Origin of the sequence: Mesorhizobium robiniae (genome assembly GCF_040545535.1) — a bacterium.
GTDB lineage: Bacteria > Pseudomonadota > Alphaproteobacteria > Rhizobiales > Rhizobiaceae > Mesorhizobium > Mesorhizobium robiniae.
Map to the genome: position 1 here is coordinate 148,300 of NZ_JBEPMC010000012.1, position 16,396 is coordinate 164,695.

Consider the following 16,396-nt stretch of genomic DNA (forward strand, 5'->3'; position numbering starts at 1 on the left):
GGGAACCGGCTTTGAGGGAGGACGATCATGAGCACCAGCGACCAGCAGGCGGCGCGGCCGCGCCTTGCCGTGCCCGAATTGCTGATCGGCATCGGGCTTCTCGCCTGCGCCGGCGCGGTAGCCTGGCAGACACTGTCGATTCCGGTGTCGCCGCTCTACTCCAAGGTCGGCCCGACCGTCTTCCCCTACATCACCATGGTCGGCATGATAGTCCTTTCCCTCCTGCTGATCGCCGCCGCCCTGCGGGGCGGCTGGCAGCCGGAGGAAGAAAAGGAAACGCCGACCGACTGGAAGGCGATGGGTATCGTCGCCACCGGATTGGTCGCGAATCTTGTGCTGATCCAGCCGCTTGGCTTCACCGCGGCCTCGGTGATCATGTTCGTTCTCATCTGCCACGGGTTCGGCAGCAGACATCCGCTGCGTGACGTGCTGCTCGGTCTTGTCCTGGCGCTCGCCGCCTATTTCGGCTTCGCCAGGGCGCTCGGCGTCAATATCGGCGCCGGCGTCATCGAGAACCAGCTGAACACGGTCCTCGATTCGATTATCCGTATGTTGAGGGCCTGAAACCATGGAAACGCTTGGCCATCTCGCGCATGGATTTTCGGTCGCTTTTACGCCGGTCAACCTCATGTGGTGCCTGCTCGGCACAACGCTGGGGACGGCGATTGGCGTGCTGCCCGGCCTCGGACCTGCGCTGACCATCGCGCTGCTTTTGCCGATCACCTATCAAGTGGCGCCGGAAGCGTCCTTCATCCTGTTTGCCGGCATCTATTACGGCGCCATGTATGGCGGTTCGACGACATCGATCCTGCTCAATACGCCGGGCGAAAGTGCTACCATCGTCACTGCGCTGGAAGGCAACAGGATGGCCCGTTCCGGCCGTGGCGGCGCTGCACTTGCCACCTCGGCGATCGGTTCCTTCGTCGCCGGCACGCTCGGCACATTGGGGGTCGCCTTCCTGGCTCCGGTAGTGGTCAAATTCGCGCTGTCTTTCGGCCCGGCCGAATATTTTTCGCTGATGGTTTTGGCCTTCATCACGGTTTCGGCGGTGCTCGGCTCGTCATCGGTGCGCGGGCTGACCAGCCTGTTTGCCGGCTTCGTCATCGGCATGATCGGCGTCGACCTGCAGACCGGCCAGCCGCGCTTCACCTTCGGCATGAGCCAATTGCTCGACGGCGTCGATGTGATCGTGGTTGCCGTCGGCCTCTTTGCGGTCGGCGAGACGCTCTACATGGCCTCGCGCCGCTATGCCGGCAAGGACGAGATCGTGCCGCTGAGGGGATCGCTCTACATGACGGCGGCCGAATGGGCACGCTCGTGGAAGGCCTGGCTGCGCGGTGCCCTGCTCGGCTTCCCGATCGGCGCCCTGCCGGCCGGCGGCGCCGAGATCCCGACCTTCCTGTCCTATGCGATCGAGAAGAAGTTGTCCAAACACAAGGAGGAGTTCGGCACGGTCGGCGCCATCGAAGGCGTTGCCGGTCCCGAAGCCGCCAACAACGCGTCGGCCGCCGGCGTGCTGGTGCCGATGCTGACGCTCGGCCTGCCAACCTCGGCGACGGCCGCGATCATGCTGTCGGCCTTCCAGAGCTATGGCATCAATCCCGGGCCGATGCTGTTCATGACGCAGGCCAATCTGGTCTGGGGGCTGATCGCCAGCCTGTTCATCGCCAATGTCATCCTCGTCATCCTCAACCTGCCGCTGATCGGATTGTGGGTGCGGCTGCTGAAAATCCCGGCGCCGCAGCTCTATGCCGGCATCCTGGTGTTTGCCACAGTCGGCACTTACGGCATTTCGCAGTCGCCGACCGATCTCGTCATCCTCTACCTGCTGGGTGCTGCTGGCTTCCTGATGCGGCGCTTCGATTTCCCGACGGCGCCGGTCATCATCGGCATGATCCTGGGGCCGCTCGCCGAAACGCAGTTCCGCCGGGCGATGACGATCTCGAATGGCGACTGGTCGGTGTTCTACACGCACAAGCTGTCGCTGACGCTGCTGACGCTGGCGTTCATCGGGCTGATTGGGCCGCATATCTGGACCTACATCGAGCGCAGGCGCACGCGTGGGCCGGAGCATGTGCCGGGCGATGCCTGATCTGTTTGTGACATCATGACCGATCTGCTGTCCGGTATCCGCGTCCTCGACCTGACCAATGTCCTGGCCGGCCCCTACTGCGCCTATCAGCTGGCGCTGCTCGGGGCCGACGTGATCAAGGTCGAAGCGCCGCAGGGCGGCGATCTGGCACGCCAGCTCGGCGGCTCGCCGGAACTCAACAGCACCGGCATGGGCGCTTCGTTCCTGGCGCAGAACGCCGGCAAACGATCGGTGGTGCTCAATCTTAAGAAAGAGGCCGATCGCGAACGCTTCCTCGATCTGGTCGCCTCCGCCGACGCGCTGGTCGAGAATTTTCGACCAGGGGTGATGGATAGGCTGGGGCTCGGCTATGCGAGGCTGAAGGAGGTCCGCCCCAGCCTTGTCTATTGCGCGATTTCGGGCTTCGGCCAGACGGGGCCGATGCGCGACAATCCGGCCTACGACCAGATCATCCAGGGCCTGTCCGGCATCATGAGCATCACCGGCACGCCGGAGACGGCGCCGTTGCGTGTCGGCTATCCCGTCGCCGACACGCTGGGCGGGCTGGTCGGGGCGTTTGCCATCACTGCGGCACTTGTGAAGCAGAAGACGACAAGCGAGGGCGCCTTCCTCGACGTGTCGATGCTCGAATGCACGCTCTCTGCGTTGGGTTGGCCGGTTTCCAACTATCTCACTGCCGACGTCGAGCCGCAGCCGATGGGCAATGAGAACATGACGGCTGCACCTTCCGGAACGTTTCGCACAGGCGACGGTCTGCTCAACATCGCCGCCAACAAGCAGGAGCAGTTCGTCACGCTTTGCCGGTTGATCGGGCTGCCCGGCCTGGCGTCGGACCCGCGCTTTGCCGAGCGCGAAACGCGCAAGCGCAATCGCATCGCCTTGAAGGCGCTGATCGAGGACGCCCTGGCGAGTGGCTCGGCCGCGACCTGGGAGGAGACGCTCAATCGGGCAGGCGTGCCGGCGGGCAGGGTGCTGACGATCCCGCAGATACTGGCCGAGCAGCAAGTGATCGAACGCGACATGACCACTCGTTTCGATGGCATGCCAAACATCGACCGACCGCTGACCGTCGTGCGCGGCGGGTTCATGGTCGATGGCACCGCACCCTTGCCGACCAAGCCGCCGCCAAGATTGGGCGAACATATGGACGAGGTATTCGCCAGCCTGCCGCCCCGGGCAAAAAAGAGAGCGCAGGCATGAGCCACGTTGGGAAAAAAAACGGCCGCGAGCGGGGCGAGGAATGGTGGCAGACCGATATCATCGAAATGCGCCCCGGCGTGATCCGGCTGCGCGGCTATGAGATCCAGGACCTGATCGGCCGCGTCAGCTTTCCGGCGATGATCTGGCTGATGCTGCGTGGCGAACTGCCTGGCGAGGAGCAGGCGGCGCTGCTCGGCATCGCGCTCGGTGCGGCCGTCGACCACGGGCCGCAGGCGCCGTCGATCGCCATCGCCCGCATGGCGGCCACCTGCGGCGTCGGCATCAACAGCGCCATGGCCTCGGCCATCAACGTGCTTGGCGATGTGCATGGCGGCGCCGGCGAGCAGGCGCTTGCCTTCTATGGTGAGATTGCCGTTGCATTGGACGCAGGGGCGGCGCTCGCCGATGCCGTAGCGACGCGACTGGATCGTTTCTTCGCCGAGGAAAAATCCTATGTGCCGGGGTTCGGGCACCGCTTCCACCCGGTCGATCCGCGGGCGCCGCGCCTCATCGAGCTAACCCGCGATTTTGCCGCGCGCGGCGTCGTCAGCGGACGTTTCGCCGACATCGCCGAAGCTGTCGAGGACGAGGTTGCACGGCGCAAGGGAAAGAAGATCCCGCTCAACATCGACGGCGCCACCGCCGTCATCTATGGCGAGCTCGGCTTTCCGCCGCCGCTGACGCGCGGCCTCTTCGTGTTGTCGCGATCGGTCGGCATATTGGCGCATGCGTGGGAGCAGTCGCAGCAGAGCGACCGCAACAAGGGGCCGCTGCCGCGCGAATGGTTGTGGGCCTATACCGGCACGCCGGTGCGGCCTTTTCCTCAGGGAGACGACGATTCCAAATGAGGCCCTGGTTCAAGCTCGCTAGCGGGCGCAGTTTGGGAAACCTTCAAGTTCTTCAGCAGCGTTGACAGCTCGGGCTCGTCGATAAGCACTGCTGCGTCTTCCGGCGTCAGCCATGCCCGTTGCCGCCTGTTGGCTTCCTGCCAGTTGGCCAGCTCCTCGGTCACCGCCAGCAGATAGACGGTGACGTCGACGCGGACGAACCGGTTCGTCAGCCGCTTCCAGTAGGAATAGGTGCCGGCCGGCTGCTTCAGCGTCTTGCCGAGGACGCCGGCTTCCTCCTGCGCTTCGATGGTGGCTGCCTTGCGCCCGCTCTTGCCCTTCATCGGCCAGCCCTTGGGTACGATAAAGCGCCTTGTCGATATCGAGGTGACCAGCATCACCTCGACGTCACCATGCTCGCTCAGCCGAAAAGGAATAGCCGCGACCTGACGGACCCGCTCCCCCTTCCTTGCCTTGCGTACGACCTTCTTCTTGGTGGCTGCCATTCCCGACGATCCAATCAGGGCAGTGCCCAAGCGCAAAGGCACGTTGCGAAATCAAAACCGCCTTCGATCCTACTTCAAGAACAGCGGCGTTCAAGCATATAAGTCGGCTAAATAAATGAAAGCGCCGGCTCATCAGCGGCAGGTGCTGATATAGCGGCTGCCCGACCGCTGCAACTGGCAAGTAGGCCTCATCTGCTGCACATCAGGCCGCTGCGACGGCGCGATCTCCCGATCCTGAGCACGGAACTGCTGCTGCTGCTGCTGATATTGCTGCCGCCGCAGCCTGTTCTCAAGCATCTGCAATTCGTTTTGCCGGACCAGCGCGTTGTTGCGGTTGGCAGGACTGACGATCTGCGCGGCGACAGCCGAGCCTGACAGCATTGCTGTTACCAGCATTGCCGACATCAAGATCGTCGAGAGGCGAAGCGGCGACATCCATTCATTCCCGCACGAAACAGAAACCTTGCAATCATATAGGGCATTTGCCCGGCTATGCCATGGTTAAAGCCTCGCCGGGGCGGGATTGACCGGTTACCGGAACTCAAATTCCGTCGACCCATATATGCCGGGCCGTTTCGCGGCCATGGAAGACCTGCCCCGGCAATCCAACGCTGCACTTGACAGAAAAGGTCGATTCGCCGCTCTATCGCGTCGGTGCCGGTCTCGAACTCAATGCGTGAATGGCGTCGGCAAGGCCGTCAGGTACAATGGCGACTTCGGGGAACAGTAAAACAGAACGCGGTCAGCGTGTCCCTCAAGGTCAGCTTCTAGCTGGCTTGAGGTGGAGGGCAGAGGGTCATCATGGGAAAGCGGACGTATTTCGCGGGCGTGCTGTGCACCGCTTTCGTCGTCGGCCTTCCGGCCGCGCTGGCATTGGCGCAGACTAAGACCGACAACGTGGGGTCGGTTGATGCGGCCAAGCCGCCGCAACTGCCCGGTGGCGCGTCGGCCTTGTCCGAAACCCATGGCGACTGGACGGTCAATTGCAAGATCGCCGGCACGAGCAAGGCATGCAGCCTGTCGCATCAGCAGTTCAACAAGCAGGGCGGCCAGCGCCTTTTGGCGATAGAATTGGCGACCAGGACCGCTGAACAAGCCAATGGCACCTTGGCACTGCCGTTCGGGCTGGCATTGGCCAAGGGCATAAATCTCGAAGTCGACGACAAGAAGCTCGAGGATACTTTGCAATTCAGCACCTGCCAAGTCGTCGGCTGCCTGGTGCCGGTGGCGTTCGATGCGAAAATCACGCCTCTGCTCAAGGATGCCACGACGCTGAAGATCAATGCGGTTACGGCGGATAGCGGTCAGCCGGTCAGCTTTTCCATCTCATTAGCCGGCTTCAGTGGTGCGCTTGCCCGAACCGCGGAGCTCTCGGCCGATTGAGACCTAAATCCCCTACAGTCATGGCGCCGCTCAGTCGATTTCGCGCAGGCGGTATCCAACGCCGGTTTCGGTGGTGATGTAGCGCGGCTGGTCGGGCGTCTTCTCGATCTTTTGCCTGAGCTGCCGCACATAGACCCTGAGATACTGCACGTCGGTCGAATCGCCCCAGACCTGCTTCAGCAGAAACTGGTGGGTAAGAACCCTGCCGGCGTGCTGCACGAGGGTGCGGAGGATATCATATTCCTTCGGCGAAAGCTTTATCTCCCTGCCCTCGACGGTGACGATGCGCTTCACCAGATCGACCGTGAGATCGCCAGTATGGAAAACCGGCTTCTCGCCCTGTTGCTGTAATTTGTGACGAAGCGCCACGCGGATGCGCGCGACGAGCTCGTTCATGCCGAACGGCTTGGTGACATAGTCGTCGGCGCCGAGTTCAAGTGCCGAGACGATGCCGGCCTCATCGGTGCGGCTGGAAAGGATGACCACGGGAATGTCGAAGCCGTCATCCCGCCACTTGCGCAGCAATTCGTGACCGCCCATGCCGGGCAGGCCGAGATCGAGCAGGACCAGGTCCGGCTTTTCAGTCTCCATGAGTTCGATCGCGGTTTTGGCGTTGGGCGCCTCACTGATCGAATAGCCCTGGCTGCCAAGGCCGACGCGAAGCAGCTTGCGGATCGGCGGCTCGTCATCGACGACCAATATCCTGACGTCCAGATTGGTCATGGCAAGTCATCCATGTCGGGGGCGCCAACATCTTGGTCCTCGCCGTTGGGGTCGTCCACAGTCGGCAATTCCGTCGGCACCGGCATTCTGATGGTAAAAACCGCACCAGAATGGTCGGTCCTGTTGGCCGCCGAAATCGTCCCGCCCATCGCTTCGATGAAGCCGCGGCAGATCGAAAGTCCAAGCCCGGTGCCGGCACGGACCTGATCGCCTTTGCGCACCCGGTAGAACGTGTCGAAAACGCGCTCCAGATCGGCCGGCGGAATGCCCGGCCCTTCATCCATGATCTGCAGGGTGACGAAGCCGTTGTCGAGCCAGCCCTGCAGGCGGATCGTCGAACCGGACGGCGCATACTTCGCGGCATTGTCGAGGAGGTTGAACAGCACCTGCTCAAACAAAACAGGGTCAAGCCTCAGCATTGGCAGGTCGGCGGGAATATCTATATCGGTCTTATGTTCGCCGATAATTTTCCTGGCCCGGTGCAGTGCGGAACCGACAATATCGCCGACATAGTGAAAGGCGTAGTTCGGCTCCATCGCCCCGGATTCGATCTTGGTCATGTCGAGCAGGTTGGCGATGAAGCGGTTCAGCCGCTCCGATTCGTCGAGCACGGTCGACAGCAGGTCCGCACGATCCGGTTCGGGAAGTGCCGGTGCGAATTCCCTGAGCGTGCCGGCAGCGCCCATGATCGCTGCAAGCGGCGTTTTCAGGTCGTGGGAAATCGAGGTCAGCAGCGCCGAGCGCAGGCGGTCCGCCTCCGCAGCAAGCTTGGCCCGGTCGACGTCGGCGACAAGCTGGATGCGTTCGATGGCCACCGCCGCCTGGTCGGTGAGGGCATCGAGCAGCCGCTGCTGTTCGGGCGTCAGCAGCGGTCCTTGCTTGTCGTTGTCGAGGCCAACGACCCCAACGGCGGTGCGCCCGGTCCGCAACGGCAGATACAGGCGTCTTGCTCCGGGCAGCGTGTCGGCGCCGCGTCCCGCAGCCCGGTTGTGCTCCCAAGCCCAGAGTGCCGCGGCGATGTCGGCTTCGGCCAGAGTGTCGTCGGGCGGATAGCCGGCCTTGACCGTAATCGTGCCGTTTTCGGGCAGAAGCAGCACCACACGAAGCTTCAGCATCGAGGCGATCTGGAAGGCGGTCGCCCAGAGAACGTCATCGAGCGTGCCTGTTCCGGCCAGCTTCTTCGAGAACAGATATAGATCCTCGGTTGTGCGGGCGCGGGACTGTGCCGCCACGGCCTGGCGCTGCACCCGCGCCGTCAGATTGCTGGCAATGACTGCCACGCAGAAGAAGAAGCCGAGCGCGACGGCGCTTTCCGGATCGCTGATGTTCAACGTGTACAGCGGATCGAGAAAGAAGAAGTTGAAGGCCATGGCGCTGAGAACGGAAGCGAATATCGCCGGCCACAGGCCCGCCGTGACGGCGGACACCAGCACTCCCATCAGGAAGACAAGGGCGATGTTGCGCACGTCGAGCACGCGCGACAACAGCAGCCCGAAAAGCAACCCTGCGACAACGTAAGCGGTGACGATCAAATAGGGCTTGACGTCGAAACGCGCCGCTCGCGCCGGGGTGACACCTCGTGCCGGCTGGACTTGTGTTTGGTCGTCGCCGGAGACGACGTGAACGCTAATCTTGCCGGCGTCGCGTATCAGATCATAGGTGACGGAACCGTCGAACAACTGCCGCCAGCGCGGCTTGCGCGGCTTGCCCGTTATGATGTGGGTGACGTTGTTTGCCGCCGCGTAGCGCAGGATGTCGGCGGCGACGTCCTGACCGGGTATGGTGACGGCAACGCCGCCCAATTGTTCGGCGAGGCGAAGCGTCGATGCGAGCCTGTCGCGATCCTGCTCGGACAGGGAACGAGGCGTTTCGACGTAGAGCGCCAGCCATGATGCGCGAAGTCGGTCGGCCTGGCGGCGAGCATAGCGCACTAGGGATGCGCTGCGCGGATCCTCGTCGACCCAGACCAGGACACGTTCGCTGGCCGCCCAGGGCCCCGGTATCGCGTGGGCCTGCATGTGGATCAGCAACTGCTCGTCGACGCGCTGAGCAGTGCGGCGGAGCGCCAGCTCCCTGAGCGCCGTCAGATTGCCCGGCGAGAAATAGTTCTCGATGGCGCGCTGGGCGGTCTGCGGGAAATAGACCTTGCCTTCCTCGAGCCGCTTGATCAGGTCGTCGGGCGTGAGATCGATGATCTCGATGTCGTCGGCATGGTCGATGATGGAGTCTGGAACCGTCTCACGCACCCTGACGCGCGTGATCTGGGCGACGACGTCGTTCAGGCTTTCGACATGCTGGATGTTGAGCGTCGTATAGACGTCGATGCCGTGCGTCAGGATTTCCTGGACGTCGAGATAACGCTTGGGATGGCGGCTGCCCGGCGCGTTGGTATGGGCGAGCTCGTCGACGAGGACCAGCGCCGGGCGCCGGGCCAGAATGGCATCGATATCCATCTCTTCGAGGATGCGCCCTTTGTAGTCGACCTGGCGCCGCGGAATCACCTCATAGCCGTCGACCAGCGCTTGGGTTTCCTTGCGGCCGTGCGTTTCGACGACGCCGATCACAACGTCCACCCCGTCGGCCAATCTTGCACGGCCTGACATCAGCATCTCGTAGGTCTTGCCGACACCGGGCGCTGCGCCCAGAAATATCCGCAGGCGACCGCGCGCCTCCCGTTCCGCATGATCAAGCAGTGCGTCGGGTGATGGTCTGGTTTCGTTGCGGCTGTCGTCCGGCATCAGAATCGATCATGAATGGCGCCGGAGGTGGTGTCGATCCCCGGCCTGCCATTCATTGCTTGGTCGCCTCGTCGAGCGCCAAGTTGAGCGCCAGCACATTGACCACCGGCTCTCCCATGAAACCGAGCTCGCGGTTCTCGACATGGCTGTCGACCAGGGATTTGATCCCGGCTTCATCCATCCCCCTGGCCTTGGCCACCCTGGCGACCTGGAAATAGGCGGCTTCGGGGCTGATATGCGGATCGAGGCCGCTGCCTGAAGTCGTGACCAGATCCATCGGCACCGGCTGGTCCGGATTTTCCGCCTTCAGCCTGTCGGTATCGCCCTTGATGCGGTCGATCAGCTTGGGATTGGTCGGGCCGAGATTCGAACCGCTCGATGCGCTGGCATTGTAGCCGTCGCCGGCGGCCGATGGGCGGCCATGAAAATAGCGGTCGCCGGCAAAGGGCTGGCCGATCAGTTCGGAGCCGATGACCTTGCCGTCTTTCTCGATCAGACTGCCATTGGCCTGGCGCGGGAACACAGCCTGAGCAATGCCGGTCATGCCGATCGGGTAGATCAGGCCGGTTAGCACGGTGAATAAAACGATCATGATGATCGCGGGTCTGATTTGCTTGAGCATGGACGTAATTCCTTATGCGAGGCCAAGCGCGGTGATGGCCATGTCGATCGCCTTGATGCCGACGAAGGGGACGATGATACCGCCGAGGCCATAGACAAGAAGGTTGCGGCTGAGCAGCGCCCCGGCGCCGATCGCGCGATATTTGACGCCTCTGAGCGACAGCGGGATCAGCGCGATGATAATCAGCGCGTTGAAGATGATGGCCGAGAGAATGGCGCTCTGCGGCGTTGCCAGATGCATGATGTTGAGCGCCTGCAGAGGGCCTGATGTCTGCCCCGGCGCGATGTAGAAGACGGCGAAGATGGCCGGGATGATGGCGAAGTACTTGGCCACGTCGTTGGCGATCGAGAAGGTCGTCAGCGAGCCGCGAGTCATCAGCAGCGCCTTGCCGATTTCAACGATCTCGATCAGCTTGGTCGGATCGCTATCGAGGTCGACCATGTTGCCGGCTTCGCGCGCGGCGACCGTGCCGGTGTTCATGGCAACGCCGACATCGGCCTGAGCAAGGGCGGGCGCATCATTGGTGCCGTCGCCGCACATGGCGACGAGCTTGCCCTTGGCCTGTTCGTCGCGGATCAGCTTCAGCTTGTCCTCGGGCGTCGCCTGGGCAAGGAAGTCGTCGACGCCGGCTTCCGCTGCGATCGCCGCCGCCGTCATCGGATTGTCGCCGGTGATCATCACCGTTCGGATGCCCATCTTGCGCAGTTCGGCGAACCGTTCCCTGATGCCGCCCTTGACGATGTCCTTGAGATGGACGACGCCGAGCAGGCGTCCGTCGCGCTCGACCGCCAGCGGCGTGCCGCCGGATTTGGCGATGTCGTCGGCGATTGCCTGCAGGTCGCGGACGGTGTCGCTGCTGGGGCGCGTAGCATGGGTGGCGACAGTCGACTGATTGACGTGGGCGAGCACCGAATCGACGGCGCCCTTGCGGACCGACGAGCCATCGATGTCGACGCCGCTCATGCGGGTTTGCGCGGTGAAGGGCACGAAAGTGGCATGCAGTGTTGCCATATCGCGGGCGCGGATGGCGTATTTCTCCTTGGCCAGCACGACTATCGAGCGGCCTTCCGGCGTTTCATCGGCAAGCGAGGCAAGCTGCGCCGCGTCGGCCAGCTCCTGTTCGGTGACGCCCTTGACCGGGCGGAATGCCGTCGCCTGGCGGTTGCCGAGCGTGATCGTACCGGTCTTGTCGAGCAGCAGCGTGTCGACGTCGCCCGCCGCCTCGACGGCGCGGCCCGACATGGCCAGTACGTTGAAGCGCACCAGACGATCCATGCCGGCGATGCCGATGGCCGAAAGCAGCGCGCCGATCGTCGTCGGGATCAAGGTCACGAACAGGGCGACCAGGACGGTCACCGAGATGTAGCCGCCCGAATAGGAGGCGAAGCTCGGGATCGTCGCTGTTGCCAGCACGAAGATCAGCGTCATGCCGACGAGCAGGATGTTGAGCGCGATCTCGTTGGGCGTCTTCTGACGCTCGGCGCCTTCGACGAGCGAGATCATGCGGTCGAGGAACGTATGGCCGGAGGCGGCGGTGATGCGCACGCGGATCCAGTCGGACAGTACCTGCGTGCCGCCGGTCACCGCGGAGCGGTCGCCGCCGGATTCGCGAATGACCGGAGCGGATTCGCCTGTTATCGCCGCCTCGTTGACCGAGGCGACGCCTTCGATCACCTCGCCGTCCGACGGGATGATGTCGCCGGCCTCGACGAGCACCACGTCGCCGACCTTCAGGCCTGTGCCCGGCACAAGCTTGAACTTGCTGCGGTCGTCGCCGGTCAATAGCTTGGCCTGGGTTTCGGTGCGCGCCTTGCGCAGCGAATCGGCCTGCGCCTTGCCTCGGCCTTCGGCGACCGCTTCGGCGAAGTTGGCGAAAAGCACGGTGAACCACAGCCAGATGATGATCTGCAGCGAGAAGCCGAGATCGCCGCCGCCAGTGACAAGATCCTTGGCAAACAGGACAGTGGTGAGTGCCGAGACGACGGCGACGACGAACATCACCGGATTCCGCATCAAGGTGCGCGGGTTCAGTTTCCTGAAGGCGCCGCCGATGGCAGGCAGCAGGATGCGGGCATCCATGATTACAGCCGATTTGGACTGGCTCATTTAGTGGCTCCAGTGTCGATGTTGTTGGATGGCACCGATCGATCGTATGCCGAAAGCAGATGCGGAAGCCCGGAGGCCAGCAACCAGATCACGAACATGACTGCCGCAATGCCGAAGAAGGTGGACAGGGTCGGGAAAGGCGGAGGGTTTGCCTCGCCCTTCTGATCTGCCCGATGGCGAATCTTGCGACGTATGGTTTCGAACCAGGACATGACATTGATCCAAGGTGGGGGATCCAAGCTGGGGATCCAAGGCGGGGCGGTTTTCAGAATGTCTGCCCGTGGATGCCAGCCAGGTGCTCGACGATCGGCCCAACCGCCAGAGCCGGGAAGAAGGTGAGGCCGCCAACGATCAGGATGACGCCGACCAGCAGTCCGACGAACAACGTCCCGTCGGTCGGGAAGGTGCCGGCGGAGGCGGGCACCGTCTTTTTGGCGACCAGCGAACCGGCAATTGCCAAAGCCGGGATGATGACCAGGAAGCGGCCCATCAGCATGCCGATGCCGAGCGTGATGTTGTACCAGGGCGTGTTGCCGGTCAGGCCGCCAAAGGCCGAGCCGTTGTTGGCGGCAGCCGAGGTGTAGGCATAGAGAACCTCGGAGAAGCCGTGCGGGCCGGCATTGGCCATGGAAGCGACGCCTGTCGGCAGCACCACCGCGATGGCGGTGAAGACCAGCATCGCCAGCGGCAGGCAGAGAATGGCCAGCATTGCCATCTTGATCTCCTTAGCCTCGATCTTCTTGCCGAGGTATTCGGGCGTGCGTCCGACCATCAGTCCGGCGACGAAGACGGCGATCACGATGTACATCAGGATGCCGTAGAGGCCGGCGCCGACGCCGCCGACGATGACCTCGCCGAGTTGCATGTTGATGATCGGGATCATGCCGCCAAGTGCGGTGAAGCTATCATGCATGGCATTGACGGCGCCACAGGACGCGGCCGTGGTGACGACCGCAAACAGCGCCGACAAGGCGATGCCGAAACGCATTTCCTTGCCTTCCATGTTGCCGCCGTCGATGCCCAGGACGTGAACCAGCGGATTGCCCGATGCTTCCGCCCAGTAGCAGACGGCAACGCCAGCGATGAACAGGACGCCCATCGCAGTCAGGATCGCCCAACCCTGGCGCTGGTTGCCGTTCATGCGGCCGAAGACGTTGGTCAGCGCCGCACCGATGGCGAAGATCGAAACCATTTGGATCAGGTTCGAGATCGCGTCGGGATTTTCAAACGGATGCGCGGCATTGGCGTTGAAGAAGCCGCCGCCATTGGTGCCGAGCATCTTGATGGCGATCTGCGAAGCGACGGGGCCGACTGCGATCGTCTGCTGTGCGCCTTCGAGCGTGGTTGCGCTGATGTAGGCGCCGAGCGTCTGCGGCACGCCGAGATAGACATAGACCAGCGTCAGCACGATGCAGAGCGGCAACAGCAGGTAAAGGGTGGACCGGGTCATGTCGACCCAGAAATTGCCGATCGATTTGCCAGAAGCCTTGGTGAAGCCGCGGATCAGCGCGATCGCGATGGCGATACCGGTTGCAGCCGACAGGAAGTTCTGCACGGTGAGCCCGGCCATCTGCACGAGATAGGACATCGTGCCTTCGCCGCCATAGTTCTGCCAGTTGGTGTTGGTCATGAAGCTGGCGGCGGTGTTGAAGGCGAGCCCGGGTTCGACGGCGGTCATGCCGGCGGGATTGTAAGGCAGGCTGCCTTGCAGCCGTTGCAGGAAGTAAAGCACCAGGAAGCCGGCCAGGTTGAAGAACAGCAAGGCCGCTGCATAGGAGGTCCAGTGCTGCTCCTCGCGCTCGCTGGTTCCCGAGATGCGATAAAGGCTCCGCTCGACGGGGGCCAGAATCGGCGAGAGGAATGTGCGGTCGCCGCTGAAAACGCGATACATGTAGCCGCCGAGCGGCTTCACGAGCAAAACGACGATGCCGCAATAGACGAGGATCTGTAGCCATCCGTAGAGAGTCATTGACATAGCTTTCCGTGCCTGGCGCCAGTTGCTGTCAGAAGCGTTCTGGGCGAACGAGGGCGTAAGTCAGGTAGGCGAGAAGAAACAAGGTCACGCCGCCACCGAGGATATAGTCGACAAGCATTTTTGGGATCCTTCCGCCTAAAGACTGTCGCAAGCTTTGATGTAGGCGAAGAACAGGGCAAAAGACAAAACCCCAATTCCGAGAACGATGATGTCCATCGCGGATGTTCCTTGTTCCAGTTTTATTTTCTTCTGCTTTGCACACCTGCGATCGGCATGTCGAAAGTATGGAGACACCGACCGTGATGGTGATCTGGGCCGAGTTGCATGTTCTCGACAGAATATGGATCAAAATACCATAAAGATTCGAGACGTTCCGGACAGAAAAGAAATAAAATTCCTATAAAGATTTACACTGCTGAAGCGCGTTTCGGGCTTAGAAGTGACTGTCCGATAGGGCGCGTTCGGCCCCCAATATCCAGCGCCGACGACAGCCCGTCTTGAGCGGAAGACATTGCTGTCGTTCTCGGCAAGTATCAGCATCGCCTCGCGAATGGCGCCGGCTGTTTCCGGCTGCACCGAAGGCAGCGGCAAGCGGATATCGGCGCTCAGCCCCAGCGCGAGATGCAGCGCGTATTTCACCGGAATTGGATTGCTTTCCAGTTCCAGCGCCGCGATGAGCGGCCTCAGCCGATGGGCGCGCAGCGTGGTTACCGATCGACGCCGAAATCAGGCGCCGGGCACGTAGATCACGGCGTATTTGTCGGAATATGCCCGTTTCCATCCCAACTCGTCGAAGAAGGGAATGCGGCTGTCGTCCGCGGTCAGCAGCGCCCAATCGATCGCATATTTGTTGAGCTGTGCCTCGAGGACCGGCTTTCCGCCGCTACGGCCCATTTCGGTGTTGGTATTCGTGAAGCCGTTGAGAAAGAGCTGATCCGTCCGACCGTCAATGAATGTCTTGAAGCCGTGGAAGATCAGGGTGCCGCCGAAATTGTAAGAATTCAGGACATTGCCTGACAGATGATGACTCTCGGCGAATGCAAGCGCGTCCCGGGCGGAAGTCTTCTGGCTCGGCTCGACCTGATAGGCGCTGGTGAGCGTGGCTACCGCGCCCATCGCCAAAACGCCTGCCACGCCGCAGATCTGGTAAAACCATTTGGCGAAAAACCGTTCCAGCCCGTCGCGCTTGTCCTCAATCCACTTCGCCAGGGAAAGTGCTGGATATTGCTCCGCTATCTCGGCCGCAATCACGATCGGCACCAGCAGGAAGAACAGATACATGAAGCGCAAATGGGTGAGGTAGATATGCAGGGCAAAGATGATGAACAGAGCCTTGGCCCAGCCGATGCGAAGTCTCGACACAAGCAGCGCGAAAACGAACAGCAAGATACCCACTTCCTGGAGCGGTTGATCCGAGGCGTCGAAGGGTCGCCACTCGGCGATCAGGGGAACCGCTTCATTGCCGTAGGCTACGGTGAATGTGGCGAGGATGGCCTTGACGCCATAGGGATTGATCAGGCTGACCAGCGGGCAAAGCAGACCGAAAGCCACCCATTTGGCGAGGAGCACGGGGTTGGACAGGCGGGTTCGCGCAAGAAGATCGAGGCCGGCGAAGGCCGCAATGACGAAGCCCAGAGTAAAGGTCGCGTGGAGATTGGCCCATAGCACAAGAAGACCAAGCAGCCAGAGAGGCGGTGCTTGCTCATTGCGCGCCGTGCGGAAAAGCGTTGCAGCCCAGATCACGATAATGGGCAAGGTGAAGATGTGGGGACGTGCGGTGTAGATGGGAGAGATCATGGCCGCCGCGAACAAGGCCAGTCCGACCGCTGCGATCGGTCTCAGCCAGGTGCTGAGATGCCATGACAGCAGCGACATCGTCAGCGCGATGGTGGCGATGATCAGCATCGCCACGCCGTTCCAGCCGCCTGCCGTGTAGGCGAATGCGAGGAGAATCTGCCCAAGCCATTCCTTGGCGATCCATGGCTGGCCGGCGAAGGTATGAGAATAGCTGTCGACAAGCGGGAACGTACGATTTGCCAGCAGGTCGAGTCCCACCTTGACCTGCCACCAGCAGTCGGGATCCTGCAGGATTTCGACCGCATGGGCGCAAAGCGCGAACGCAATGATAGGCACGACGAGCAGGCAGAACATCAACCGCGACCGCTGGGCGTCATTGACCGGCGACGCCGCCACCATGGTCGCCTGAACCACGTTCATATCATGT

General features: G+C 62.3%; 16 protein-coding genes. 5 read left to right on the forward strand and 11 right to left on the reverse strand.

Features of this window, described 5'->3' with window-relative positions:
* Positions 1-27 precede the first annotated feature (27 nt).
* The 4 genes from ABID19_RS27845 to ABID19_RS27860 are packed head-to-tail and all read left to right on the forward strand — an operon-like array spanning position 28 to position 4,140.
* Positions 28-564, forward strand: a complete 537-nt coding sequence (locus ABID19_RS27845; protein ID WP_354494102.1) for a tripartite tricarboxylate transporter TctB family protein — start codon at positions 28-30, stop codon at positions 562-564.
* A gap of 4 nt (positions 565-568) precedes the next feature.
* A complete protein-coding gene (locus ABID19_RS27850; protein ID WP_354494103.1) occupies positions 569-2,092 on the forward strand; it encodes a tripartite tricarboxylate transporter permease in 1,524 nt (507 codons plus the stop codon).
* A gap of 15 nt (positions 2,093-2,107) precedes the next feature.
* Positions 2,108-3,292 (forward strand): CaiB/BaiF CoA transferase family protein, encoded by a 1,185-nt coding sequence (locus ABID19_RS27855; protein WP_354494104.1) that lies wholly within the window; start codon positions 2,108-2,110, stop codon positions 3,290-3,292.
* A complete protein-coding gene (locus tag ABID19_RS27860; RefSeq protein ID WP_354494105.1) occupies positions 3,289-4,140 on the forward strand; it encodes a citryl-CoA lyase in 852 nt (283 codons plus the stop codon). The genes ABID19_RS27855 and ABID19_RS27860 overlap by 4 nt, the downstream gene beginning before the upstream one ends.
* Here ABID19_RS27860 and ABID19_RS27865 read toward each other — a convergent pair.
* On the reverse strand, positions 4,116-4,625 hold the full coding sequence (locus tag ABID19_RS27865) for an NUDIX hydrolase (RefSeq protein WP_354494106.1): 510 nt from the start codon (positions 4,623-4,625) through the stop codon (positions 4,116-4,118). The genes ABID19_RS27860 and ABID19_RS27865 overlap by 25 nt on opposite strands.
* A 132-nt stretch (positions 4,626-4,757) precedes the next feature.
* Positions 4,758-5,030: a hypothetical protein gene (locus ABID19_RS27870; RefSeq protein ID WP_354494107.1), complete on the reverse strand. Its 273-nt coding sequence runs from the start codon at positions 5,028-5,030 to the stop codon at positions 4,758-4,760.
* Between the two features lie 396 nt (positions 5,031-5,426).
* Between ABID19_RS27870 and ABID19_RS27875 the strand changes: the two genes are divergently transcribed.
* Positions 5,427-6,008, forward strand: a complete 582-nt coding sequence (locus ABID19_RS27875; RefSeq protein ID WP_354494108.1) for an invasion associated locus B family protein — start codon at positions 5,427-5,429, stop codon at positions 6,006-6,008.
* A gap of 30 nt (positions 6,009-6,038) precedes the next feature.
* Here ABID19_RS27875 and ABID19_RS27880 read toward each other — a convergent pair whose 3' ends face one another.
* From ABID19_RS27880 to ABID19_RS27920, 9 genes are all read right to left on the reverse strand, one after another.
* Entirely contained in the window at positions 6,039-6,731 is a 693-nt protein-coding gene (locus ABID19_RS27880) for a response regulator transcription factor (protein WP_354494109.1), read from the reverse strand.
* Positions 6,728-9,469 (reverse strand): sensor histidine kinase KdpD, encoded by a 2,742-nt coding sequence (locus ABID19_RS27885; RefSeq protein WP_354494110.1) that lies wholly within the window; start codon positions 9,467-9,469, stop codon positions 6,728-6,730. The genes ABID19_RS27880 and ABID19_RS27885 overlap by 4 nt, the downstream gene beginning before the upstream one ends.
* A gap of 52 nt (positions 9,470-9,521) precedes the next feature.
* Complete coding sequence (gene kdpC, locus ABID19_RS27890; protein WP_354494111.1) at positions 9,522-10,091, reverse strand: potassium-transporting ATPase subunit KdpC; 570 nt, start codon at positions 10,089-10,091, stop codon at positions 9,522-9,524.
* 12 nt (positions 10,092-10,103) lie between these two features.
* A complete protein-coding gene (kdpB, locus tag ABID19_RS27895) occupies positions 10,104-12,197 on the reverse strand; it encodes a potassium-transporting ATPase subunit KdpB (RefSeq protein WP_354494112.1) in 2,094 nt (697 codons plus the stop codon).
* A complete protein-coding gene (locus ABID19_RS27900) occupies positions 12,194-12,409 on the reverse strand; it encodes a hypothetical protein (protein ID WP_354494113.1) in 216 nt (71 codons plus the stop codon). Before ABID19_RS27900 ends, kdpB begins: the two co-directional genes overlap by 4 nt.
* 53 nt (positions 12,410-12,462) lie before the next feature.
* Entirely contained in the window at positions 12,463-14,166 is a 1,704-nt protein-coding gene (kdpA, locus tag ABID19_RS27905; protein ID WP_354494114.1) for a potassium-transporting ATPase subunit KdpA, read from the reverse strand.
* Between the two features lie 34 nt (positions 14,167-14,200).
* Positions 14,201-14,290 (reverse strand): K(+)-transporting ATPase subunit F, encoded by a 90-nt coding sequence (kdpF, locus tag ABID19_RS27910; RefSeq protein ID WP_081609884.1) that lies wholly within the window; start codon positions 14,288-14,290, stop codon positions 14,201-14,203.
* 227 nt (positions 14,291-14,517) lie between these two features.
* Positions 14,518-14,811 carry a hypothetical protein gene (locus ABID19_RS27915; RefSeq protein WP_354494115.1) on the reverse strand — a complete coding sequence of 98 codons (294 nt, stop codon included), beginning with the start codon at positions 14,809-14,811 and terminating at the stop codon, positions 14,518-14,520.
* Between the two features lie 87 nt (positions 14,812-14,898).
* A complete protein-coding gene (locus tag ABID19_RS27920; protein ID WP_354494116.1) occupies positions 14,899-16,389 on the reverse strand; it encodes a hypothetical protein in 1,491 nt (496 codons plus the stop codon).
* Positions 16,390-16,396: the final 7 nt, after the last annotated feature.

Bases quoted from the DNA above. Each gene is read 5' to 3' on its own strand.
- ABID19_RS27875 (WP_354494108.1), top strand. From the start codon at position 5,427: ATGGGAAAGCGGACGTATTTCGCGGGCGTGCTGTGCACCGCTTTCGTC.
- ABID19_RS27900 (WP_354494113.1), bottom strand. From the start codon at position 12,409: ATGTCCTGGTTCGAAACCATACGTCGCAAGATTCGCCATCGGGCAGAT.
- ABID19_RS27845 (WP_354494102.1), top strand. From the start codon at position 28: ATGAGCACCAGCGACCAGCAGGCGGCGCGGCCGCGCCTTGCCGTGCCC.
- ABID19_RS27920 (WP_354494116.1), bottom strand. From the start codon at position 16,389: ATGAACGTGGTTCAGGCGACCATGGTGGCGGCGTCGCCGGTCAATGAC.
- kdpA (WP_354494114.1), bottom strand. From the start codon at position 14,166: ATGACTCTCTACGGATGGCTACAGATCCTCGTCTATTGCGGCATCGTC.
- ABID19_RS27855 (WP_354494104.1), top strand. From the start codon at position 2,108: ATGACCGATCTGCTGTCCGGTATCCGCGTCCTCGACCTGACCAATGTC.
- ABID19_RS27870 (WP_354494107.1), bottom strand. From the start codon at position 5,030: ATGTCGGCAATGCTGGTAACAGCAATGCTGTCAGGCTCGGCTGTCGCC.
- kdpB (WP_354494112.1), bottom strand. From the start codon at position 12,197: ATGAGCCAGTCCAAATCGGCTGTAATCATGGATGCCCGCATCCTGCTG.
- ABID19_RS27850 (WP_354494103.1), top strand. From the start codon at position 569: ATGGAAACGCTTGGCCATCTCGCGCATGGATTTTCGGTCGCTTTTACG.
- ABID19_RS27860 (WP_354494105.1), top strand. From the start codon at position 3,289: ATGAGCCACGTTGGGAAAAAAAACGGCCGCGAGCGGGGCGAGGAATGG.
- ABID19_RS27885 (WP_354494110.1), bottom strand. From the start codon at position 9,469: ATGCCGGACGACAGCCGCAACGAAACCAGACCATCACCCGACGCACTG.
- kdpF (WP_081609884.1), bottom strand. From the start codon at position 14,290: ATGCTTGTCGACTATATCCTCGGTGGCGGCGTGACCTTGTTTCTTCTC.
- ABID19_RS27865 (WP_354494106.1), bottom strand. From the start codon at position 4,625: ATGGCAGCCACCAAGAAGAAGGTCGTACGCAAGGCAAGGAAGGGGGAG.
- kdpC (WP_354494111.1), bottom strand. From the start codon at position 10,091: ATGCTCAAGCAAATCAGACCCGCGATCATCATGATCGTTTTATTCACC.
- ABID19_RS27880 (WP_354494109.1), bottom strand. From the start codon at position 6,731: ATGACCAATCTGGACGTCAGGATATTGGTCGTCGATGACGAGCCGCCG.